At 61.6% G+C, this 19,360-nt stretch carries 14 protein-coding genes; 9 read left to right on the plus strand and 5 right to left on the minus strand.

Annotated elements, in window-relative coordinates; genetic code table 11:
- Positions 1-27: 27 nt before the first annotated feature.
- The 3 genes from J3P92_RS12650 (at position 28) to J3P92_RS12660 (ending at position 5,851) form a co-directional block, all read left to right on the plus strand.
- Positions 28-1,425 carry an aminotransferase class I/II-fold pyridoxal phosphate-dependent enzyme gene (locus J3P92_RS12650; RefSeq protein ID WP_434651035.1) on the plus strand — a complete coding sequence of 466 codons (1,398 nt, stop codon included), beginning with the start codon at positions 28-30 and terminating at the stop codon, positions 1,423-1,425.
- A gap of 90 nt (positions 1,426-1,515) precedes the next feature.
- Entirely contained in the window at positions 1,516-3,162 is a 1,647-nt protein-coding gene (pgm, locus tag J3P92_RS12655; protein ID WP_434611371.1) for a phosphoglucomutase (alpha-D-glucose-1,6-bisphosphate-dependent), read from the plus strand.
- Between the two features lie 220 nt (positions 3,163-3,382).
- On the plus strand, positions 3,383-5,851 hold the full coding sequence (locus J3P92_RS12660; protein ID WP_434651037.1) for a UvrD-helicase domain-containing protein: 2,469 nt from the start codon (positions 3,383-3,385) through the stop codon (positions 5,849-5,851).
- Between the two features lie 60 nt (positions 5,852-5,911).
- Here the strand turns inward: J3P92_RS12660 and J3P92_RS12665 are convergent, their stop codons facing one another.
- Both J3P92_RS12665 and J3P92_RS12670 read right to left on the minus strand, forming a co-directional pair.
- A complete protein-coding gene (locus tag J3P92_RS12665) occupies positions 5,912-6,190 on the minus strand; it encodes a DUF1652 domain-containing protein (RefSeq protein WP_003201764.1) in 279 nt (92 codons plus the stop codon).
- Positions 6,191-6,382: 192 nt separating this feature from the next.
- Positions 6,383-7,846 (minus strand): MFS transporter, encoded by a 1,464-nt coding sequence (locus J3P92_RS12670; protein ID WP_434651039.1) that lies wholly within the window; start codon positions 7,844-7,846, stop codon positions 6,383-6,385.
- A 123-nt stretch (positions 7,847-7,969) separates the two neighbouring features.
- Here J3P92_RS12670 and J3P92_RS12675 point away from each other — a divergent pair, with 123 nt between their 5' ends.
- On the plus strand, positions 7,970-8,872 hold the full coding sequence (locus J3P92_RS12675; RefSeq protein ID WP_434651041.1) for a LysR family transcriptional regulator: 903 nt from the start codon (positions 7,970-7,972) through the stop codon (positions 8,870-8,872).
- A 96-nt stretch (positions 8,873-8,968) separates the two neighbouring features.
- On the opposite strand, the gene J3P92_RS12680 is transcribed toward J3P92_RS12675, so the two are convergent.
- On the minus strand, positions 8,969-9,193 hold the full coding sequence (locus J3P92_RS12680) for a YgdI/YgdR family lipoprotein (RefSeq protein WP_420764005.1): 225 nt from the start codon (positions 9,191-9,193) through the stop codon (positions 8,969-8,971).
- Positions 9,194-9,414: 221 nt separating this feature from the next.
- Between J3P92_RS12680 and J3P92_RS12685 the strand changes: the two genes are divergently transcribed.
- From J3P92_RS12685 to J3P92_RS12695, 3 genes are all read left to right on the plus strand, one after another.
- Positions 9,415-11,067: a VRR-NUC domain-containing protein gene (locus tag J3P92_RS12685; RefSeq protein ID WP_434651043.1), complete on the plus strand. Its 1,653-nt coding sequence runs from the start codon at positions 9,415-9,417 to the stop codon at positions 11,065-11,067.
- Positions 11,064-13,400 carry an ATP-dependent DNA helicase gene (locus J3P92_RS12690; protein ID WP_434651045.1) on the plus strand — a complete coding sequence of 779 codons (2,337 nt, stop codon included), beginning with the start codon at positions 11,064-11,066 and terminating at the stop codon, positions 13,398-13,400. The genes J3P92_RS12685 and J3P92_RS12690 overlap by 4 nt, the downstream gene beginning before the upstream one ends.
- 115 nt (positions 13,401-13,515) lie before the next feature.
- Positions 13,516-15,450: a PAS domain S-box protein gene (locus tag J3P92_RS12695; RefSeq protein WP_434564013.1), complete on the plus strand. Its 1,935-nt coding sequence runs from the start codon at positions 13,516-13,518 to the stop codon at positions 15,448-15,450.
- 69 nt (positions 15,451-15,519) lie between these two features.
- Here J3P92_RS12695 and J3P92_RS12700 read toward each other — a convergent pair whose 3' ends face one another.
- Positions 15,520-15,750 carry a hypothetical protein gene (locus J3P92_RS12700; protein WP_434564014.1) on the minus strand — a complete coding sequence of 77 codons (231 nt, stop codon included), beginning with the start codon at positions 15,748-15,750 and terminating at the stop codon, positions 15,520-15,522.
- A gap of 141 nt (positions 15,751-15,891) precedes the next feature.
- Between J3P92_RS12700 and J3P92_RS12705 the strand changes: the two genes are divergently transcribed.
- Entirely contained in the window at positions 15,892-16,428 is a 537-nt protein-coding gene (locus tag J3P92_RS12705; RefSeq protein WP_420764000.1) for a hypothetical protein, read from the plus strand.
- Here J3P92_RS12705 and J3P92_RS12710 read toward each other — a convergent pair.
- Positions 16,425-17,768 carry a cation:proton antiporter gene (locus J3P92_RS12710; RefSeq protein ID WP_434651047.1) on the minus strand — a complete coding sequence of 448 codons (1,344 nt, stop codon included), beginning with the start codon at positions 17,766-17,768 and terminating at the stop codon, positions 16,425-16,427. The genes J3P92_RS12705 and J3P92_RS12710 overlap by 4 nt on opposite strands.
- Positions 17,769-17,965: 197 nt before the next feature.
- Between J3P92_RS12710 and J3P92_RS12715 the strand changes: the two genes are divergently transcribed.
- On the plus strand, positions 17,966-19,351 hold the full coding sequence (locus J3P92_RS12715; RefSeq protein WP_434651049.1) for an iron-containing redox enzyme family protein: 1,386 nt from the start codon (positions 17,966-17,968) through the stop codon (positions 19,349-19,351).
- Positions 19,352-19,360: the final 9 nt, after the last annotated feature.

Consider the following 19,360-nt stretch of genomic DNA (forward strand, 5'->3'; position numbering starts at 1 on the left):
CATGGCTCGTATCGTTGGCGCGGGCTCATGAAGGTAGGCCGGGAAACAGATTTCGCCTACCAGGCGGTCTACCGATACCTGACGAACCTCATCAATGAGCTTGGCGCAGACGCCAAGGTGCGATTGCCATCGTTGCGGCAGTTGTCCGAGCGCCTGAGCGTATCCATCTCGACGATCCAGTACGCCTACTCCCTACTGGAGAAGGAAGGGCGCGTGTATTCAATCGCCAAGTCCGGTTACTACGCGTCGCCGGTGCCCTGCGTTGCCGACCTGGGCGACGGTGAGGATTTGCTCGAAACCTTGTATGTCAACGCCCGCAGGCCTGGCATGCTGGTGCTCAGCGATGATGAGCCGGCTTCCCTGCAGCCACTGGACAGCCCGCTGCTTTTGCTTGAGCGCGAGTTGCTCCGCCAATACCCGCGCGCTTCACAATTGCCCTCACAACCCTGGGGCGAACAGGAGCTGCGAACGGCCCTTGCGGCTCGCTATACGTCTTCGCCGGCCCGATGCTGGAATGCCGACGACGTTTATATCGGTGCCGACCTGCGAGGTGTCCTGGAGATCCTCATCGCGGTATTGGCCCTCAAGGGGGCGACGGTGCTGATGGAGTCACCCGGCGACTGGACTGTCCTGCGCCTGCTGCAAGCGGCCGATGTGCAAGTGATCGAGCTGCCATCACCGGCGGGCGGGGACATGGACGTCGAGCAACTGGAGCGATTGCTTGCGAGCGAAACGGTGAGCCTGGTGGTGCTGTCCTCGGTCTTGAGCATGCCCAGGGGGACGCGCGCGAGCGAGGGTAATCGCCGCGCCGTGGCGCGGTTGCTCGAACGATACGGTACCTGGGTGCTGGAGAACGATAGCTACACCGACTTGGTATTCGAGCCAGGGAGCACGCCATTTCGGGATCTGCTGGACCCGGATCGTCTGATTGTCTACTCCACGTTCGAGAAAACCATCGGTGCCGAGGCGCCCTACGGTTACGTGCTGTCCAGGCAACTGACGTTGACCTTGCAACGGCACTTCCTGCTGCGCGCATTTCGCCTGTCGCCGATTCGCCAGAAGGCGATTGCACGCCTGTACAGCAATGGAAGGATCGACCAGCACCTCCTGGTCTTGCGCCGCTTGCTACGGGAAAGCGCCGCGTCGACCTCGCAATTGTTGCGCGAGCGGGTGAGTGATTGCCTGCAATGGGTGGAGCCCGAAGGAGGGGCGACGGTCTGGGCGCGAACTTCGCGCCCAGCTGACATGCGCCGGGTCTTTCAGCGCCTGCTGGCCCGTCGAATCGTCATCGCGCCGGGAGAATTGTTCAGCATCCAGGGGATGTACGGCCAGCATCTGCGCCTGACCCACTCATTCAGCTCAGTGGACGATCGGCAGGCCGCCCTATCTGCATTGGCCGACGCTTTGAAGCTCGAGCAATCTTGATCGCTGGGCCAGGGATCGAACCCATCGCGTGATGGTCGAACTGTCAGTAAACTGCATCCATTTTCGAGCCACTCCATTCCGAGGTTTTGCATGACAGTCAGTCCATTTGCGGGCAAGCCGGCACCGGCAGAGTTGTTGATCGATATCCCGCGACTGGTTACGGCCTATTACACGGGCCGACCCGATGCCTCGGTTGCGACCCAGCGCGTCGCTTTCGGCACCTCGGGGCACCGCGGCAGTTCTTTCGACCTGGGCTTCAATGAATGGCATGTGCTGGCCATCAGCCAGGCGATTTGCCTTTACCGCGAAGCCCAAGGTATCGATGGGCCGCTGTTCGTCGGCATCGACACCCATGCGTTGTCGACCCCCGCGGCTGCCAGCGCCCTGGAAGTGCTGGCCGCCAACGGTGTCACCGTGATGATTGCCGAAGGCGATGAATACACCCCTACGCCGGCCGTTTCCCACGCCATCCTCTGCTACAACCGAGGCCGCACCACTGGCCTGGCCGATGGCATCGTCATCACGCCGTCCCATAATCCGCCGCAAAGCGGTGGCTACAAATACAACCCCACCAACGGTGGCCCGGCGGATACCCATATCACCAAATGGATCGAAGCCAAGGCCAATGAGCTGCTCGCCAACCAGCTGGCCGGCGTCAAGCGCATCAGCTACGAACAGGCGCTCAAGGCCGACACCACCCACCGCCATGATTTTCTCAATACCTACGTGGCAGACCTGGTCAACGTCATCGATTTTGATGCCATTCGCAATGCCGGGTTGCGCTTGGGCGTCGACCCGCTGGGTGGCGCGGGCGTGCGCTACTGGCCGGCCATCGCCGAGCACTATCGACTGGATCTGGACGTGGTCAATACTCACGTCGATTCGACCTTCCGCTTCATGACGGTCGACTGGGATGGACAAATCCGCATGGACCCATCCTCCAGTCACGCCATGCAAGGCCTGATCGGCCTGAAAGAACGGTTTGACGTGGCGTTCGCCTGTGACCCGGATCATGACCGCCACGGTATCGTGACTCCGAGCGGCGGCCTGCTGGCGCCGAACAACTACCTGGCAGTGTCGATCGACTACCTGTTCCAGAACCGCCCGCAATGGCGTGCCGATGCCGCTGTCGGCAAGACTGTCGTCAGCAGTGGCCTGATCGATCGCGTGGCCAACCGTCTGGGACGACGCCTCTATGAAGTCCCGGTGGGCTTCAAGTGGTTTGCCGATGGGCTGTTCGACGGTTCCCTCGGTTTCGGCGGCGAAGAAAGCGCCGGCGCCTCGTTCCTGCGCAAGGACGGTGGCGTCTGGAGTACCGACAAGGACGGTCTGATTCCGGCGTTACTGGCTGCGGAAATGACCGCTCGCACGGGTCGCGATCCAAGCCAGGCCTATCGCGCCCTGACGGACGAGTTGGGTGAACCGTTCTCGGTGCGGGTCGACGCCAAGGCCAGCCCGCAGCAAAAAGCACTGCTGAGCAAGTTGTCGCCGGACCAGGTCCAGTCCACCGAACTGGCCGGGGAGGCGATCAAGAACATCCTCAGCCATGCGCCAGGCAACGACCAGGCCATCGGCGGCCTGAAAGTGATGACCGAGAACGGCTGGTTCGCAGCGCGTCCGTCGGGCACTGAAGACATCTACAAGATCTATGCGGAGAGCTTCGTGAGCGACGAGCACCTTAAACAACTGGTGGTCGAAGCCCAGGCGCTGGTGGACGGGGCCATTTCCGGGCAGTAACCGAACGTTACGCTCCCCCCTGTATTTGCAGCGATGCCAATACAGGGGTGGGTGACCCTGCTCGCGAAGCATTGCCATGCCAGCAAACCTTGCGATACCAACCTGCCATAGCACTTTCATTTCATCGCCTAAATCCATGACTTAAAAGCTTTTGGCTGGAATCCGCCGGTAAATCCAGACACCATAGTCGCCATGGTTCTGAACACCGGAGTCCCCAAGCGTGCCGCAACACCGTCCCGATCTTCCCTCCGACCTCTTGCCCCTGGCCCAGATGCCCTGGTTCAAGCGCCTGGCCGCGCGTTTATTCGGCCACGGCCTGACACGTTTGCGCGCCCAACACCGGGCGTCCTGGCTGCACGGTCAGGCCGATGGCTTTCGGAGCGGCCACACCGCCGGGTTTGACTATGGTTTCAGCGAAGGCAAGGCCGAGGGGTTGGAAGAGGGTCGCCAGGTCCTGTTGATCCGGGATTCGCGAAGCACTGAACATCCCGCTCCCCAAGTCGATGACCTGCTGTTCGATGACTGGCGCTTCCCCCTGACGGCCGAGCTGAAAAAACGCATGAAGGCTGACGTTGCCCGGCTGTTGCCGGCGCAGGCGCAACCCAGCAGCGCCCAATGGAAAATGATCTTCAGCGATACGCCGGCGACGTCGGTCGTTGCGGGCGCGGGCGCGGGCAAGTCCACCACCTTGGTGCTGCGCATCGTGCTGCTCTCACAGTACCTGGGCTTCGAGCTGGGCTCGATGACCGTGGTGACATTTACCCGGGAGTCGCGCAAGGATTTCATCGAGAAGCTCATCTCGGTCTTTGCGCTTTGGGGGCGGGCGATCGGGTTGAAGGAGGCGCGCGAACTGGTGCGCACCTTCCATTCTCGTATCCTGCCCATGGTCCGCAGTTTGCCGGGATTCGAGCGGCTCCAGGCGTTCGAGACCCTGAGCCATCGAACCGGGCCTGATGATGAGGACGGCCAAGGCAATCCGTTCGATCTGCGCATCAACGATGCCCAGCGCCAGCAGCTCAACGCCTGCTATCACGGGCTTTATCAGCGTGACGAGCGGTTCCGTGAGCTGATGATGGCACTTTCCCGTCACGCCTTGCGGCTCAAGGAACTGGAGCGCGACCACCCGGATGTGCAAAAGCGCATCGCTGTGACCGAGCTGGCGGCCCAGCGCGACGAAGCGTTGTGCGATGCGATCGAAGACCTCTGGTTTCGCGCGGGCGCCTGGCCGATCAAAGGGGTTGAGCCCAAGCGCGAAACGTTTGAGATCAATGGGTCGAGGTTTCATTGCCACGGCTATATACCGACCCTCGATGCCTGGGTGATGCTAGGGTTCGATCCGCGAGAAAATACTCAACTGAGTCGGCCCGGCGCCAAGCTCAGCCTGCGCGCCGAATGGGCAGTTAAGCGAACTCTGTTTCAAGCTTTCTGCCGTAAGCCGTTGATTTGGCTCGAAAGCTATGAAGAGGCCAGGCGGGTCCTCGCCTCGCTGGCGGGAAACGCCACGGCGGGCCCCGGCTTTGATTACAAGATAAAGGGCGAGTTGGCTTCGGCACCGTTGCTGGATTGTTTCGTTTCGGCGGCGGGCTTCATCGAAAACCTCGGCCTGGATGTCCCAGACGCCGTGGGCAGGCTGTGTTTCTCCAAGGACGACCCGGATCGGTATTTTTTCGAGGCGCTGAGCCGTTTCTGGCGGGCTTTCGAGGACCATTTGCTCGACCAGTCCCCTCCGGTCATGACCTACAACCGGATGTTCTCGCTGTTCAGCGAGCATTCGCCGGAGAACTTCAAGCTGCTCGATGACGCGCTGCTGAGGTCGATGTCACATTTGATGATCGATGAGTTCCAGGACGTTTCGCCACAGATCGTCTCCTGGCTGCGAGCGACCCTAAGTGAGGTGCGCAAGCGCGGGCCCGCCATGCATGTGGGGCGGGGCGCCCAACGGTCATCGTTGCTGTGCGTGGGTGACGACTGGCAGTCGATCTACGGGTGGCGTGGCAGTTCGCCGAGTTTTTTCGTGGGATTCAACAAGCAATTTCCGTCACCGGCGAATACGCGGGTCATGCTCACTGAGAATTACCGCAGCCACCAATACATCATCGACGCGGCCGAACATATCGTCGGTACGACGCCTTCCATTCCCGGCAAAAAAGCCAAGGCCAGTGGAGAGCCTCGTTCGCCGAGCCCGGTCAATGTGCTGGAGCGGGACGACGAAGGCTTGGCGAGGCGGCTCGGCGAGCACTACCGCAACGGCGATTCGATCTTGATGTTGTATCGAAAAAGCAGCGATAAGCTATTGATACAAAAGTATATTGAGCCAACAGTTAATGTGGATTCTAGCTTGCCGTATTCTCAAAGGCGCCTCAGGCAGATGACCTACCATAGCGCCAAGGGTCTCCAGGCGGATGCGGTGTTCTTGATAGGCGACTGCCAACATTTGACCCGTTCGCCGTACAAAAACCAGGTGTATCGAATGGCTGGGTTGGGCCAGGAAGGCGACGCCGAACCTTACGACTCGGCGCAGCGCGATGAGATCCTGCGCTTGGCGTATGTGGGCATTACACGGGCGGTGCAGCATTGCTACTGGTATGTCGATGGTCAGGACAGCCAGGCGGCTAACGCACCGAAGGCCTCGGACCGGGTCGGGGTAGGCAAACCTTTTTTCGCTGATCACCGCCGTGCGCGCGGCTGAGCTGCCTTGGCAAAACTCTTAACGACAAAAAAGCCCACATGAAAATGTGGGCTTTTTTCGTCACGAGGCGAATCGTCGCAAACCAACCGGGGGGACGAAGGCTTCTAGCTCGGCTTCCACCGCTTCGATGATTCGCTCGACGTCGGGGGCGTTCATCACGGTCGCGCAGGGAATGCCTGCAATCGCGATCATGGTTTCGCCGCTCGCGCGGTCAAATAACCGGGCAACCATACTGCCCGGGGCGTCCATGCTGGCTTCGAAGCCCATGGGATGGAAGTGCCAGCGCATCAACTGGCAGGCGTTGGGGAACGTTACCTTGCTGAAAGATCCTTTATTCATCTGTAGCCCGCCTTCTTCATCAAGCGCTTCCTTTTGCTCATGTCAGGAAGGAAGAGCCATCTTGGCTCTACCAGTGAGTACTAAAAATAGCATTTGAAAATGAACGGCACGTGGATTTTTTCAGTCCGTTTGGCGATTGGTTCAGTTTTTTTGATCTGCGTCATGACCTAACGCTAAATGTTCAGAACGCCATCACCGTTTGCTGGTGCGCTCCGCGCCTTGCTTCAACCGCTCTGGCACGCGGGTTGCGGCGCTTATCAACCACGCCAGGGCGGTCAGGGCCAGGCCGGCGGCAAACGTGAGATGCATGCCGTTCGTTACGTCTTCCGGACTTGCGACAGAGATACCGTTGGTCGGCAAAACCGCGGCAAAAACCGCACCGAGCACTGACGCGCCAGAAAGGAAGCCAAGATTGCGCGATAAATTGAGCAGGCCGGCAACCACGCCACGCTTGTCATCGGGGACCGGCGCCATCACCGCCGCGTTGTTCGCGGGTTGAAACAGCGCGTAGCCAAGGGTAGTCACCGCAATGGCAAGAACATAGCCCGCAATGCCCTGCGCGGGGGGAATCCGCGACAAGAGCAGGGTGCCGAGGACCATCGTCGCCAGCCCGGCTAGCCGCATTGGACGTACCCCGAACCGATCAGCCAGGCGTCCGGCGGGCACACCGGCGAGCGCGGCCACGCAGGGGCCCGCCGCCAGCACCAGGCCGACGATTGCCGGAGGCAGACCGAGGGTGATGGACAAGTAGAACGGGCCGACCAGCAAAGTCGCCATCATGACCGCCGCGACCAATGCACTGGCCGCCAGGCCTGACACTAGGGGGCGGTCGCGGAACATCGCCAGGGGAATCAGTGGCGAGTCGAGCCTACGTTGCACCTGGACGAACAGCCCGCCGCTGATAACCGCTACCAGTAACAGCCCGCTGTTCAGCCAGCCGAAGCTTGTGCGTCCGACGGTCATCGCCAAGGTATAGGCGCCCAGCCCGGTGGCGAGCAACAGTGTGCCCAGGCCGTCGAAGCGCAAGCGCCCGATGGCAATCGGCCTGGGCACGACAGGCAGGAATCGCCAAGCCAACAGCAGCGTCAGCAGGCCCAGGGGCAGGTTGATCAAGAACAGTGCGTGCCAGCCAAACCCTGTGATCAGCAGGCCGCCCAGGGACGGGCCCAAGGCGGTGCCCACCGCCGACAGCGTGGCAAGCAGCCCCATGGCGCTGCCAGTCCTGCTCTTTTCCACCGTTTCGCCGACCAGGGCCAGCGTCAGGGTCATCATGATCGCCGCCCCCAGGCCTTGCAGGGCCCGGGCCGCGACCAACCACCAGAGCGACGGCGCCAGGGCGCACAGCGCCGACGCAAGGGTAAACAGCGCAATGCCTGCCAGCAGCAGCTTGCGCCGGCCCAGCAAGTCGCCGAGCCTGCCCACGCTCACGATCAGCGTGGTAATCGCGAGCAGGTAGGCCAGCACGACCCATTGGACTTGCGCGAACGAGGCCTGGAACGCCTCGGCGAGCACCGGCAAGGCGACGGTGGCTACGCTGGCACCCAGTGACGCCAGCAGTGTCGAGAGTGCGAGGCTGGTCAGGGCCCAGCGCACCGGGGTACTCGGCGAGTGAGCCGCTGTCGTTGGCAAGCTTTGTTCTGCATTGGCTGGCTTCATCATGTCTCCGTTGTTTGCAACCTGCTGTTACAACGGTACGTCGAGGCTTAACATGGCGGAAGACGCATGAGTTGCAGGTTATAGCTGCATGTGACGCCATCCAACCCAGCCAAAGGCCCGCCAATGTCTGCAATCGACCTGAATCTACTCGTCACCCTGGATGCGTTGTTGTCCGAAGGCAGCGTGGCCGGTGCGGCCCGGCGGCTGGGGCTAAGTGCCTCGGCCATGAGCCGAGCGTTGGCGCGGTTGCGGCAGGCGACGGGGGACCCGTTGCTGGTCCGGGCGGGGCGCGGCCTGGTTCCAACGCCCCGGGCCATGGAACTACGCGGGCAAGTCAGCCAGTTGGTGCAGGGCGCCCAGGCCGCCTTGCGTCCGGTGCAGGCCCCGGACTTGCGCCGTATCAACCGGACATTTACGTTGCGCACCCGCCAAGGATTCGTGGAGAACTTCGCGATCGACCTGATCGCATACCTAAGCGAGCACGCCCCAGGAATACGGTTGCGTTTTGTCGAGAAGACCGACCGGGACGGCACGGCGCTGCGCGAGGGCAGCGTGGACCTGGAGACCGCCGTCGTCGATGAGGACACGCGCCCGGAACTGCGCACCCAGGCGTTGTTCGTCGACCGCATCATAGGCGTGGTGCGTGCGGGGCATCCGCTGAGTCGGGCCGAGGTGGATGTAGCTGGTTACGCGGCCGGCAGGCATGTCGGCGTTTCCCTGCGCGGAATCGAGCATGGCCCGATCGATGAGGCCTTGGGGGCGTTGAATCTATCCCGCGACATCGTGACTTGCGTCCCGGGTTTTTCCACTGCCCTGGGGCTCGCGCGGTCCAGCGATTTGATTGCCAGCGTGCCGGAGCGCTACACCACGCGCCTGCGCCACGGCATGCACAGCTTCGCGCTGCCAGTCCCGATTCCTGAATTCTCTGTCGCAATGCTCTGGCATCCGCGAATGGATGCTGACCCCGTGCACCGTTGGTTGAGGGGCTGTCTGCGGGAAATATGTTCGGGGAAAAAACCGATATAGCGAAGCCAGCGAGGCTAGGGCCATGGACTGGCGGGGGGCGGTCCGGTACAGGTGGACAGACCTGCCGGCCCTCCAAGGGGAGGGCCCGGGATCCGTTCAGTCTTCCTTGCGAATCGTGGCGACTTCATCGGCACGAACGCGGACTTTCTTGCCTGAAATGTCTTCGAATTCGTAGAAGCCATCCGCCGTGCGGGTATTGGGGGTGTCCTCGGTCAAGTATTGGGTACCGTTCTGCAACGTCACCACGGTTGGTGATGCACAGCCGGCCAGCGCCAGGAATGCCACGGCGACCCAGGGCAGGCCCAGAAACCTGATGTTCATATCCATAACCTCTATGCATAGGGGTGAAGCCCAGCTGATTCGACCGGGCCATCACTGAGTTAACCGCCATTGGTCCCGCTTGTTGTAGGAAAGTTCATCGCCGCTTGAAGGTTTTCCCCTTTAAATATAGGAGACCGCTCATCTTTTGCAGTTGCCTGGGCTGCGACTAGCTGCTATCTGTACGCATAACCAGTACTTCAAGCACCGTGGCGCTATTTTCCGTGACAGCCAACCCCCTCGACGATCCCTTTTACTACCTGAACAATTTCCAGCGGGTGCTCGCCTGGCTGGCGCAACGCTACGCCGATGTACTCAGCGTCGAGGAACAACGTTTCATCGAGGATTTCGCCGCACTGCCGCGTGCCGCCCAAGGCCTGCTGGTGCGGATGGTGATGCGCAAGGGGCGGCACTTTCGCCACGGCAAATTGCATTACCCCGAGATCGGCGACATCGGCACGGCGGTGCAACCCCTGATCGCCTTGGGCTGGGTGGAGGAAGAGGCTGAACTGAGCCTGGAAGAATTGTTCGAAGTGTTGCTCAAGCCTGAAATCCTGCTCTGCCTCGGCCATGGGATCGAGCAGCCCAAGGCAAAGAAGGCTGACTGGCTATTGGCGTTGAGCGAGGGGTTCAGCCAACCCCAGCCATTTCGCGCCTGGTGCCCTCAGCTCGAGGATCGATTGTTCAGTCTGACCGTCATGGCGCTGTGCGACCGCTTGCGTTTGATGTTCTTCGGCAATCTCTACCAGGATTGGTCGGAGTTCGTGCTGGCGGATCTGGGTATTTTTACCTACGAGGCCGTTGAGTTCAGTGTCGAGTCCCGGGGGCTGCGCAGCCGGCAGGACATCGATGCTTGTCTTTTCCTGCATGAATGCCAGCAGTGCTTCGAAGCCGGCGAAGCGCTTGAGGCGATCGTCGCCCGGATCAATACCCTGGAATTGGATAATCCTTGGCTGGAGCGGCGTCGGGGCAAGCTGCTGTTCCAGATCGGCCAGCACGCGGAACGTATCGGCGACTTTGCCACGGCCCTGTGCATCTATCGCAATTGCACCTATCCCGGCGCGCGGTTGCGCATGATCCGGGTACTTGAACGCGTCGGCGAATATGCCTTGGCCCTTGACCTGGGCGAAGCCGCGGCGCAGTCGCCGCAAAGCGCCGCCGAACAACAAGCCCTGTTGCGGATCGTGCCGCGGCTGAGGCGCAAACTGGGCGGGCCACCCGTGCCGCGCCCGACGGCCCGGAGCGTCGAGCGGCTGGATTTGCACTTGCCCCGGGTCGATCCGGCATTGTCGGTGGAATATTGCGTCCAGGCCCATTTGCATGACGACGCCGCGCCGGTGCACTACGTCGAGAACAGCTTGGTCAATTCCCTGTTCGGCCTGCTGTGCTGGCCGGCGATTTTCGCGCCGTTGCCAGGGTCGTTCTTCCACCCGTTCCAGCGCGGCCCGGTGGACCTGCTCAACGAGGACTTTCACGACCGTCGCGCCGAGCTGTTCGCGGCGTGCTTCGCCGAGCTGGATGACGGGCGCTACCGTGAAACCATCCGCCGTCGTTATTCAGAAAAATGTGGCATGCAATCACCTTTCGTGTTCTGGGGGGCGCTGTCCGAAGCGCTGTTGGACCAGGCGCTCGACTGTCTGCCGGCAGAGCACCTCAAGCACTGGTTCAGTCGTTTGCTGTTGGATATCAAGGCCAACCGCGCGGGCATGCCGGACCTGATCCAGTTCTGGCCGCAGCACAAGACCTACCGCATGATCGAAGTCAAAGGCCCTGGCGATCGCCTGCAGGACAACCAGCTGCGATGGCTGGACTTCTGCCATGAGCACCGTATGCCGGTGGCTGTCTGTTACGTGCAATGGGCGGAGCAGGGCGCATGACCGAGGCGCCGGGCTACAGCATCGCCGTGCGGGCATTGTGTGAATTCACCGCCAAGGTCGGCGACCTCGATTTGCGCTTTACTCCGTCACCCACCGCGCTGGAAGGGATTGTCGGCCACCGGACCGTGGCATCACGGCGCAGCGAGGGCTACCAGGCCGAGGTCAGCCTGGAAGGCACCTACCAGAGCCTGAAGGTCAAGGGGCGGGCCGATGGCTACGATCCTGCGACCAACCGCCTCGAAGAAGTGAAGACCTACCGCGGCGACCTCAGCAAGCAACCGGACAACCATCGGCAGCTGCACTGGGCCCAGGCGAAGATCTACGCCTGGCTGATGTGCCAGAAATTGGAGCTGCCGCGCATTGACGTTGCCTTGGTGTATTTCGACATCGTCAGCGAGAAGGAAACCTGCCTGGACCAGCGTTTCGAAGCGTCGCAACTCCAGACGTTTTTCGAGCAGCAATGCGCACGGTTCCTGGCCTGGGCAGAGCAGGAAATGCGCCATCGCCAGGCACGCAACCAGGGCGCACAGGCCCTGCTTTTTCCCCACGCGACCTTCAGGCCGGGGCAGCGCCACCTGGCCGAGTCGGTTTTCAAGGCCGTCAGCACCGGTCGTTGCCTGATGGCCCAGGCGCCCACTGGCATCGGCAAGACGGTTGGCACCTTGTTCCCCATGCTCAAGGCCTTGGCGCCGCAGCGCCTGGACAAGGTGTTTTTTCTCACGGCGAAAACCCCAGGACGCAAACTGGCATTGGACGCCGCCCGGCTGCTCACCAACAGCACGACCGCGATGCCGCTGCGGGTGCTGGAAATGATCGCCCGGGACAAGGCTTGTGAACATCCGGATAAAGCCTGCCATGGCGAATCCTGCCCGCTGGCCCGTGGATTCTATGACCGCCTGCCCCAGGCCCGGGCAGCGGCGAGCCAGGTAACGCTCCTCGATCAAGCCGCGTTGCGTGACATCGCCCTGCAACACGAGGTCTGCCCGTATTACCTGAGCCAGGAAATGGCCCGCTGGGCCGACGTGGTGGTGGCAGACTACAACTATTATTTCGATTTCAGCGCCTTGCTTTTCGGCCTTGCCCAGGCCAATGGCTGGGCGGTCGCGACCCTGGTGGACGAAGCCCACAACCTGGTGGAGCGAGGGCGGCAGATGTACAGCGCGACCCTGGATCAGGCCACTTTGTCGGCGGTGCTCAAAACCGCGCCCGAGCCCCTGAAGAAACCCCTGCAAAAGCTCAATCGCCAGTGGAATGCCTTGCACGCACCACAGGTAGCGGCTTACCAGGCTTATGGCCGCCCCCCGGAAAAGCTGCTCCTTGCGCTGGGCTCCTGCGCCACGGCCATGGGCGATTACCTCAACGACCACCCCCAAGGCCTGGACAGCGGTCTGCAGGCCTTCTATTTCGACATCTTGCAGTTCGGGCGCGTGGCGGAGTCGTTCGATGAGCACTTCCTGTTCGATATCCATAAGCGCGAAACCGGTCGCCAGCGCAGCCTGTCCACGCTGTGCCTGCGCAACGTGGTCCCGGCCGGTTTCCTGCGGCCCCGGTTCACGGCGTCACGCAGCAGCGTGCTGTTCTCCGCGACCCTGAGTCCACGGCGCTACTACGCTGACTTGCTGGGTACGCCGGCGGACACGGTATCGATCGACGTTGAGTCACCGTTCCAGGCCCAACAATTGGACGTACAGGTGGTCAGTCGCATTTCCACCCGGTTCGCCCGTCGCCAGGCTTCCCTTGAGCCGATCGTCGAGTTGATGGGCCGCCAGTTCGATGAGCGCCCTGGCAACTACCTGGCGTTCTTCAGCAGTTTCGATTATTTACAGCAGGTGGCCGGGCTGTTCGCCGAGCGATATCCGCACGTCGAGACCTGGGCGCAATCGCGCGGAATGGGCGAGGCCCCACGACAGGCGTTTATCGAGCGGTTCACGGAGCAGGGCCAGGGCATCGGCTTCGCCGTGCTGGGCGGGGCGTTCGGGGAAGGCATCGACCTGCCGGGCTCGCGCCTGATCGGCGCCTTCGTCGCCACCCTGGGACTGGCGCAGTTCAACCCGGTCAATGAACAGATCAAGCAGCGAATGGCGGCGATCTTTGGCGATGGATATGACTACACCTATTTGTACCCCGGCCTGCAGAAGGTCGTGCAAGCGGCTGGGCGCGTCATCCGTACCCAGCAGGATCGCGGGGTGGTGATGCTGATCGACGATCGCTTCGGCGAGGCTAAGGTGCAGCAGTTGCTGCCACGGTGGTGGTCAATCAATCCTGAGCATCCCAAGGCACCTACGGGAGCGAGTTTGATCGCGATGGCGCCTGCATATCCTGCCTCTTCTTAGGCGGATGCACCGCTGTCACAAGCCCAACAGCCTATAGCCCCACGAAAATCGAGGTTTTTCCCGGCGCGTCAGTTGTTCCATACTCCACCCAAATTCCCATGGATGCCTCGGCCACATGCTTGAGAAGAACCCAAAGACCGCCCGTATCGATGAAGATCAGCGTTTTCGACTGTTGATCGATGCGGTGGTGGACTATGCCATCTACATGACCGATCCGTCGGGCATTATCATCAGTTGGAACTCCGGTGCCCGGCGCTTCAAAGGTTATGAAGAATCGGAAATCCTAGGCCAGCATTTTTCCCGTTTCTACACCGACCAGGACCGCGCCGCCGGCCTGCCGCAGCGGGCGCTGGACACCGCCGTGCGCGAAGGACGCTTCGAAGGCGAAGGCTGGCGAGTGCGAAAGGATGGCACGCTGTTCTGGTCTCACGTGGTGATCGACCCGATCATCGACGCCCAGAGCGGCGAGCTGCTCGGTTTCGCCAAGATCACCCGTGACCTGACCGATCGCAAGATGGCCGAGGAAACCCTCAAGCAAAGCGAACAGCAATTTCGCCTGCTGGTGCAAAGCGTCACCGACTATGCCATCTACATGCTCGATCCGGATGGACAAGTCACCAACTGGAACCAGGGTGCCCAGCGCATCAAGGGCTATCTGCCGGCTCAAGCCATCGGCCAGCATTTTTCCATGTTCTACACCCCTGAAGACCGCGAAGCCGGGGAGCCGCAGCGCGCTCTGAGCATCGCCGCCACGGAGGGGCGTTTCGAAAAGAAGGGCTGGCGCGTGCGCAGGGATGGCACGCGATTCATGGCCCACGTGGTTATCGATGCGATTCGCAGCGATACCGGTACGTTGCTGGGGTTTGCCAAGATCACCCGGGACATCACCGATGCCACCCAAGCGCAGCAGGCCCTTGAACAGGCTCGCGAGGCGTTGTTCCAATCCCAGAAATTGCAAGCCATCGGCCAGCTCACCGGCGGCATCGCCCATGATTTCAACAATCTGCTGACGGTGATCCTTGGCAACCTGGAGATCGTGCGCAAGCGTATGCCCAGCGAGCCGAAGCTGACCCAACTGCTGGACAACGCCACCCAGGGCGCGCTGCGCGGCGTATCGCTGACCCAGCGCATGCTCGCGTTTGCCCGGCGGCAGAAACTCAGCGCCGAACCGGTCGAATTGTCGGCGCTGGTGGACGGCATCAGCGGTTTGCTGCAAAGCTCCATGGGCCCTTCGATACACATCCAGACCCAGTTTGACGAGGCGTTGTCGCCGGTGCTGGCCGACGTCAACCAACTGGAACTGGCGATCCTCAACCTGGCGACGAATGCCCGGGACGCGATGCCCCAGGGCGGCCGGATCTTGATCCAGGCACAGGAGCGACAGGGGAGCGATGCTCCGACGGCAAGCAAGCCGCTGGCGACCGGACGCTACATCTGCCTGACCATCAGCGATGAAGGCGAGGGCATGGACGAGGAGACGCTGGCTTCGGCGGTGGATCCTTTTTTCACCACCAAGGGCGTCGGCAAAGGCACTGGCCTGGGTCTGTCCATGGTGCATGGCCTGGCCGAGCAGCTGGGCGGCCGGCTGATTCTCAAGAGCGAGAAAGGCGTCGGCACCAGTGCCGAGCTGTGGTTGCCAGTGGCCGACGATTCGGTCAGGGACAAGCCACCCGCCACCGAGATACCAACGCAACACGTCCAGAAACTGACGGTGCTGGTGGTGGACGATGACAGCCTGGTGCTGACCAGCACCCGTTTGCTGATCGAAGACTTGGGGCATCGGGTCCTCTGCGCGTTGTCTGGCGCCCAAGCGCTGGAGCTGTTCGAGCGCAATGAAGGTATCGACCTGGTGATCACTGACATGGCCATGCCCCAGATGGATGGCGCGCAGCTGGCCAGATTGCTGCGCGAGCGCCAACCGACCCTGCCGGTTATCCTCGCCACTGGTTACGCCGAGCGCCTGGAAGGGTTTGCAACGCAATTGCCGCGTTTGACCAAGCCATTCAAGCAGATCGACCTGGTGCAGATCATCGGGCAGACGATGGGTTAAACCGCCAAGTCGTGATGTGCGACCGCTGTGGCGAGGGGATCAAACCCCTCGCCACGATCAGATGGTGTGTCATTGGGTATTTTTCTTGAAGCCCCGCAGGTTCATCGCGCACAGGCAGAACTGCAAGACGATCAGCGCGTAGGCATCCGTGTGCAAGCCCCAAATGACCCACAGGATATTGCTGAGAATAAAACAACTAAAGCCCGCCACTCGCCGACGGGGCTGGCGCGATCCGATCAACCATGCCGCCAATACCGTGATCGCCATTGCTGGCCATTGCACCCATCCAAGATAATCCACGCTTTTTTCCTCTTGCCTTCAATCCTTTAAAGACCCCGGCGGTGCAGCAGCGTTTCGTTGACCTTTGGTCCATCGGCTTGAACTTGCCCGGTCCTCATCCTTCTAGATGTACCCCAATCAAACCGAGGGAAAACCTGAGCAATGCCCAGAATCCTCACCCGCCTGACCCCTGAAGAAGAACTGACCGAACACAACGCCAAAATGTTCGGCTCGCCCAAGGAGCGGCTGGACTTTTATCGTCGGGAAATCCAGTACGAAACCAGCATTCTGGCCAATCGCACCGACGCCTACCTGACCGCCCAGTCATTCCTGGTGATCGCGTTTGCATCCTGCATGGCCAATCTGAACCCGGAGTGGGGCAAGCTCTTCACACTGATCGTGCCGCCATTTTTGGCGTTGCTCGGCGTCTTGAGTTCCCTCAATGCATGGCCGGGCATTCGGGCCGCCTACGACATCATCGACCACTGGCATTTCAAACAAAGCGAATTGCTGCGCAGCGAGCCGCTGATGGGGCTGGCCTACGACGAATCGCCGCTGTTCAGCGAGCGAGAGTCGACCCATAAGGGCTACCGTAAGTCGCTGCTGTTTTCGGTGCGCACGCCGTGGATATTCGCAGCGTTCTGGGTGCTGTTGGGCATTTACTCGGTGTTTATCCAAGTGACCGATCCGGGCGGCTAGCCCGTGCGACCGTCTTTGCGGCGCTCATACCACGCCAGGGCGGGTTGGGTGGTGACACCGTGGACAAGGATGCTCAGCGCCACCACCGACAGCGTGAGGTTGATGCACTGCTGCGCCACTTCCGATTGCACGTCGTGATTCAAGGCGTAGAACAGATAAAACAGGCTGCCGATCCCGCGGATACCGAACCAGCCGATCAACAGCCGTTGCGGATGGTCCAGCAACCGCCCCCAGGGCATCACCCACACACTCAACGGACGAATGACCGCGAATAACAGGGCGCCGACGGCGAGGGCCCGCCAATCCCAATGAGTGGCAAGGACGACGCCCAGCAGTGTCACCAGGAAAACCTCCATGGAACGCTCCACCAGGCTGCCGAACGCCAGCATGTCGCTCATCATCACGCCAGCCGCCACTTGGCCGTCGTCCAAGGCCTGGGTGTCGCCGACCACCGCCTGCTGAGGCTCGACCGTTTCGTGGCCCACCACCGGCTGTACCAGGTGTTCTGCCGGTGGCGAGTGTTCGTCAGTGGACTCGACCTCGGCCTGGCGCAGCCCCAGGCCAGCGGCGAACACCGACAGGAAACCGTAGCCGTGGATCGCTTCTGCCGCCACGTAGGCGAGGGCGATCAGGGCCAGGGCCAGATAGTCATTGGGTGACAAGGTGCTGTCGGCATTCTTGATACGCATCGACAACGTCAGCCCGCCGATGCCGCGCCCCAGCCAGTAGCCCACCAGCAAACCCGCCGGCACCGCCCACAGGACGTCCCGCAACGCCCATTCGCCGAGGAATCCGCTGCCTTCCTCGCTCAGCATGAGCAAGCCAAGGATGACGAAGGGAAACGCCGTGCCATCGTTCAGCCCGGCTTCACCGGACAGCCCGAACCGCACCCGGTCGTCGTCGCGGGCATCGTTGACCTGCACCAGGGCCGCGAGCACCGGGTCGGTCGGCGCCAGTATCGCGCCGATCAGCATCGACATGCCCCAACCGAGGCCAAACAGGTAATGCAGCGCCAGGCAAAGCCCGACGATCGTCAAGATCATCACCGGCCCGGCGAGCCCGTAAGCCACGCGCCAGCTGCGGTTCTTGAGGGGCAGGCGCAGCTTGAGGCCGCTGACGAACAGCGAAAACACGACGGCGACTTCGGTCAGGTGCTCCATCCACCCGGACGAGTCATTGACATCGAGCCTTAGCAGCCCCAGCCCAGCCGGCCCGATGGCGACGCCCAGCGCCAGGCACACGGCGGAGGTGGTGACGGGCATCCAGCGCAGGTAGGAGGAGGTCAGGGCCAAGGTCAGCAAGACAGCGCCGAGTACGGCTACCCACACGGTAAAGATCATGATTGCTCCTTGGGTGATGAAAAGGCGCCTGTCCAACGTTCGAGGGCGATAGCGAAGCGAGGGTTCCGCCGCATATCAGGGCGATTCCGTTTATCCGGGCGCTTTTCGATCCAGGGGAATTTTTTGCCCTGCGCGAGGCTCTGCAAAGGAAGAGACGTGCCGATTCGAGCGTCCAGCCAAGAACCCAAGAGGCCTATATGACTGCGCTGACACCCCTCCAATCCAGGCCTGCCACCGCGCAGCCATTCACAAGTGCTGGTAACGTTCGCCAGTGTTACGAGCGGCTGTTGCAAGGCGCCGACGATGCTGACAAACAAGCGGTTGCCCAGGCCTTCCTGCAACCGTGTCTCGAACAAGCGAGCGCATTGCCTCAAGAAATGCCTGACGACCCTGGCGCGTTGCTTGCCTGGGTAGAACAGCACAGCGCCGGCGTGGCCCGGCAATATGCCGACTACCTGGAACGGCGCAAAAGCGGCGGCGGTCGGGAGTTTTTCCAGAGCAAGGCCCATGCCCTGTATTTTATCCAGGCCGTGGCGCCGACTAAGCTCGTGGACGGCGCATGGCTGTACGGTGTGCTCAAACACTGGCATGACCATCGCTTCGAAGGGCTGCTGTGCACCTATCTGGAAGAGCTTGGGGATGGCGTTCCGGCCCAGAACCATGTCGTGCTCTACCGCAAGCTGTTGGCCGAACACGGCTTACAGGACATGCCCGACATCGATGACGAACGCTACCTGCAAGGTGCTGTTCAATTGGCCCTGGGCTATGCCGGCGACGAATACCTGCCCGAGGTCATCGGTTACAACCTGGGTTATGAGCAACTGCCCCTGCATTTGCTGATCAGCGCCTATGAGCTGAGCGAGCTGGACATCGACCCGTATTACTTCACGCTTCACGTGACCATCGACAACGCCAGCACCGGGCACGCCCACAAAGCCGTGCAAGCGTTGCAACAACTGATGCCGATGGAAGCTGACCGCGAGTCGTTCTGGCGCCGGGTCACACTGGGCTATCGCCTCAACGACCTGGGGCAGGGCAGCCGGGCGGTCATCGAGTCGTTCGACCTTGAGCGCGAAGTCCTGGACATGCTTGAGCGCAAGCGCCCGTTCGGCCAGCACATGCATTCCGATTACTGCAAGTTCGAAGGCAAGACCGTCAACCAATGGCTGGCGGAACCGGGGCAGTTGGAGGGTTTCCTCAAGGCCATGCAAGGCAAAGGCTGGATCCGTCGCCATGAAGATCCCCAGAACAGCCGTTTCTGGACCCTGATCGAAGGCCCGGGCGCGGCCATGTTCGGGGTTTTCAGCCCTTACGAAAAACAGCTGCTGCACGACTGGATTGCCGGCGACTGGCTGGACCAGCGCGGTCGTCCCGGCGCCCGCCGCAATCATGGCGCGGCCCATGAATCGCCGGCACCGGCCCAAGACCCGGATGTGCAGAACCTGCAGCAAACGCTGCGGGGCAAGGCCCCCGATGAGCAGATGCAAATTCTCATGCCCTGGCTCTCGGCCCGCTGCCACAGCCACCCGGCCGGGTTGTTGGCGACCCGCCGGTTCATCGAACTCAAATCCGCCCTTCGCTAGGAGCCCTGC

Origin of the sequence: Pseudomonas sp. D3-27 (assembly GCF_051132165.1) — a bacterium.
GTDB lineage: Bacteria > Pseudomonadota > Gammaproteobacteria > Pseudomonadales > Pseudomonadaceae > Aquipseudomonas.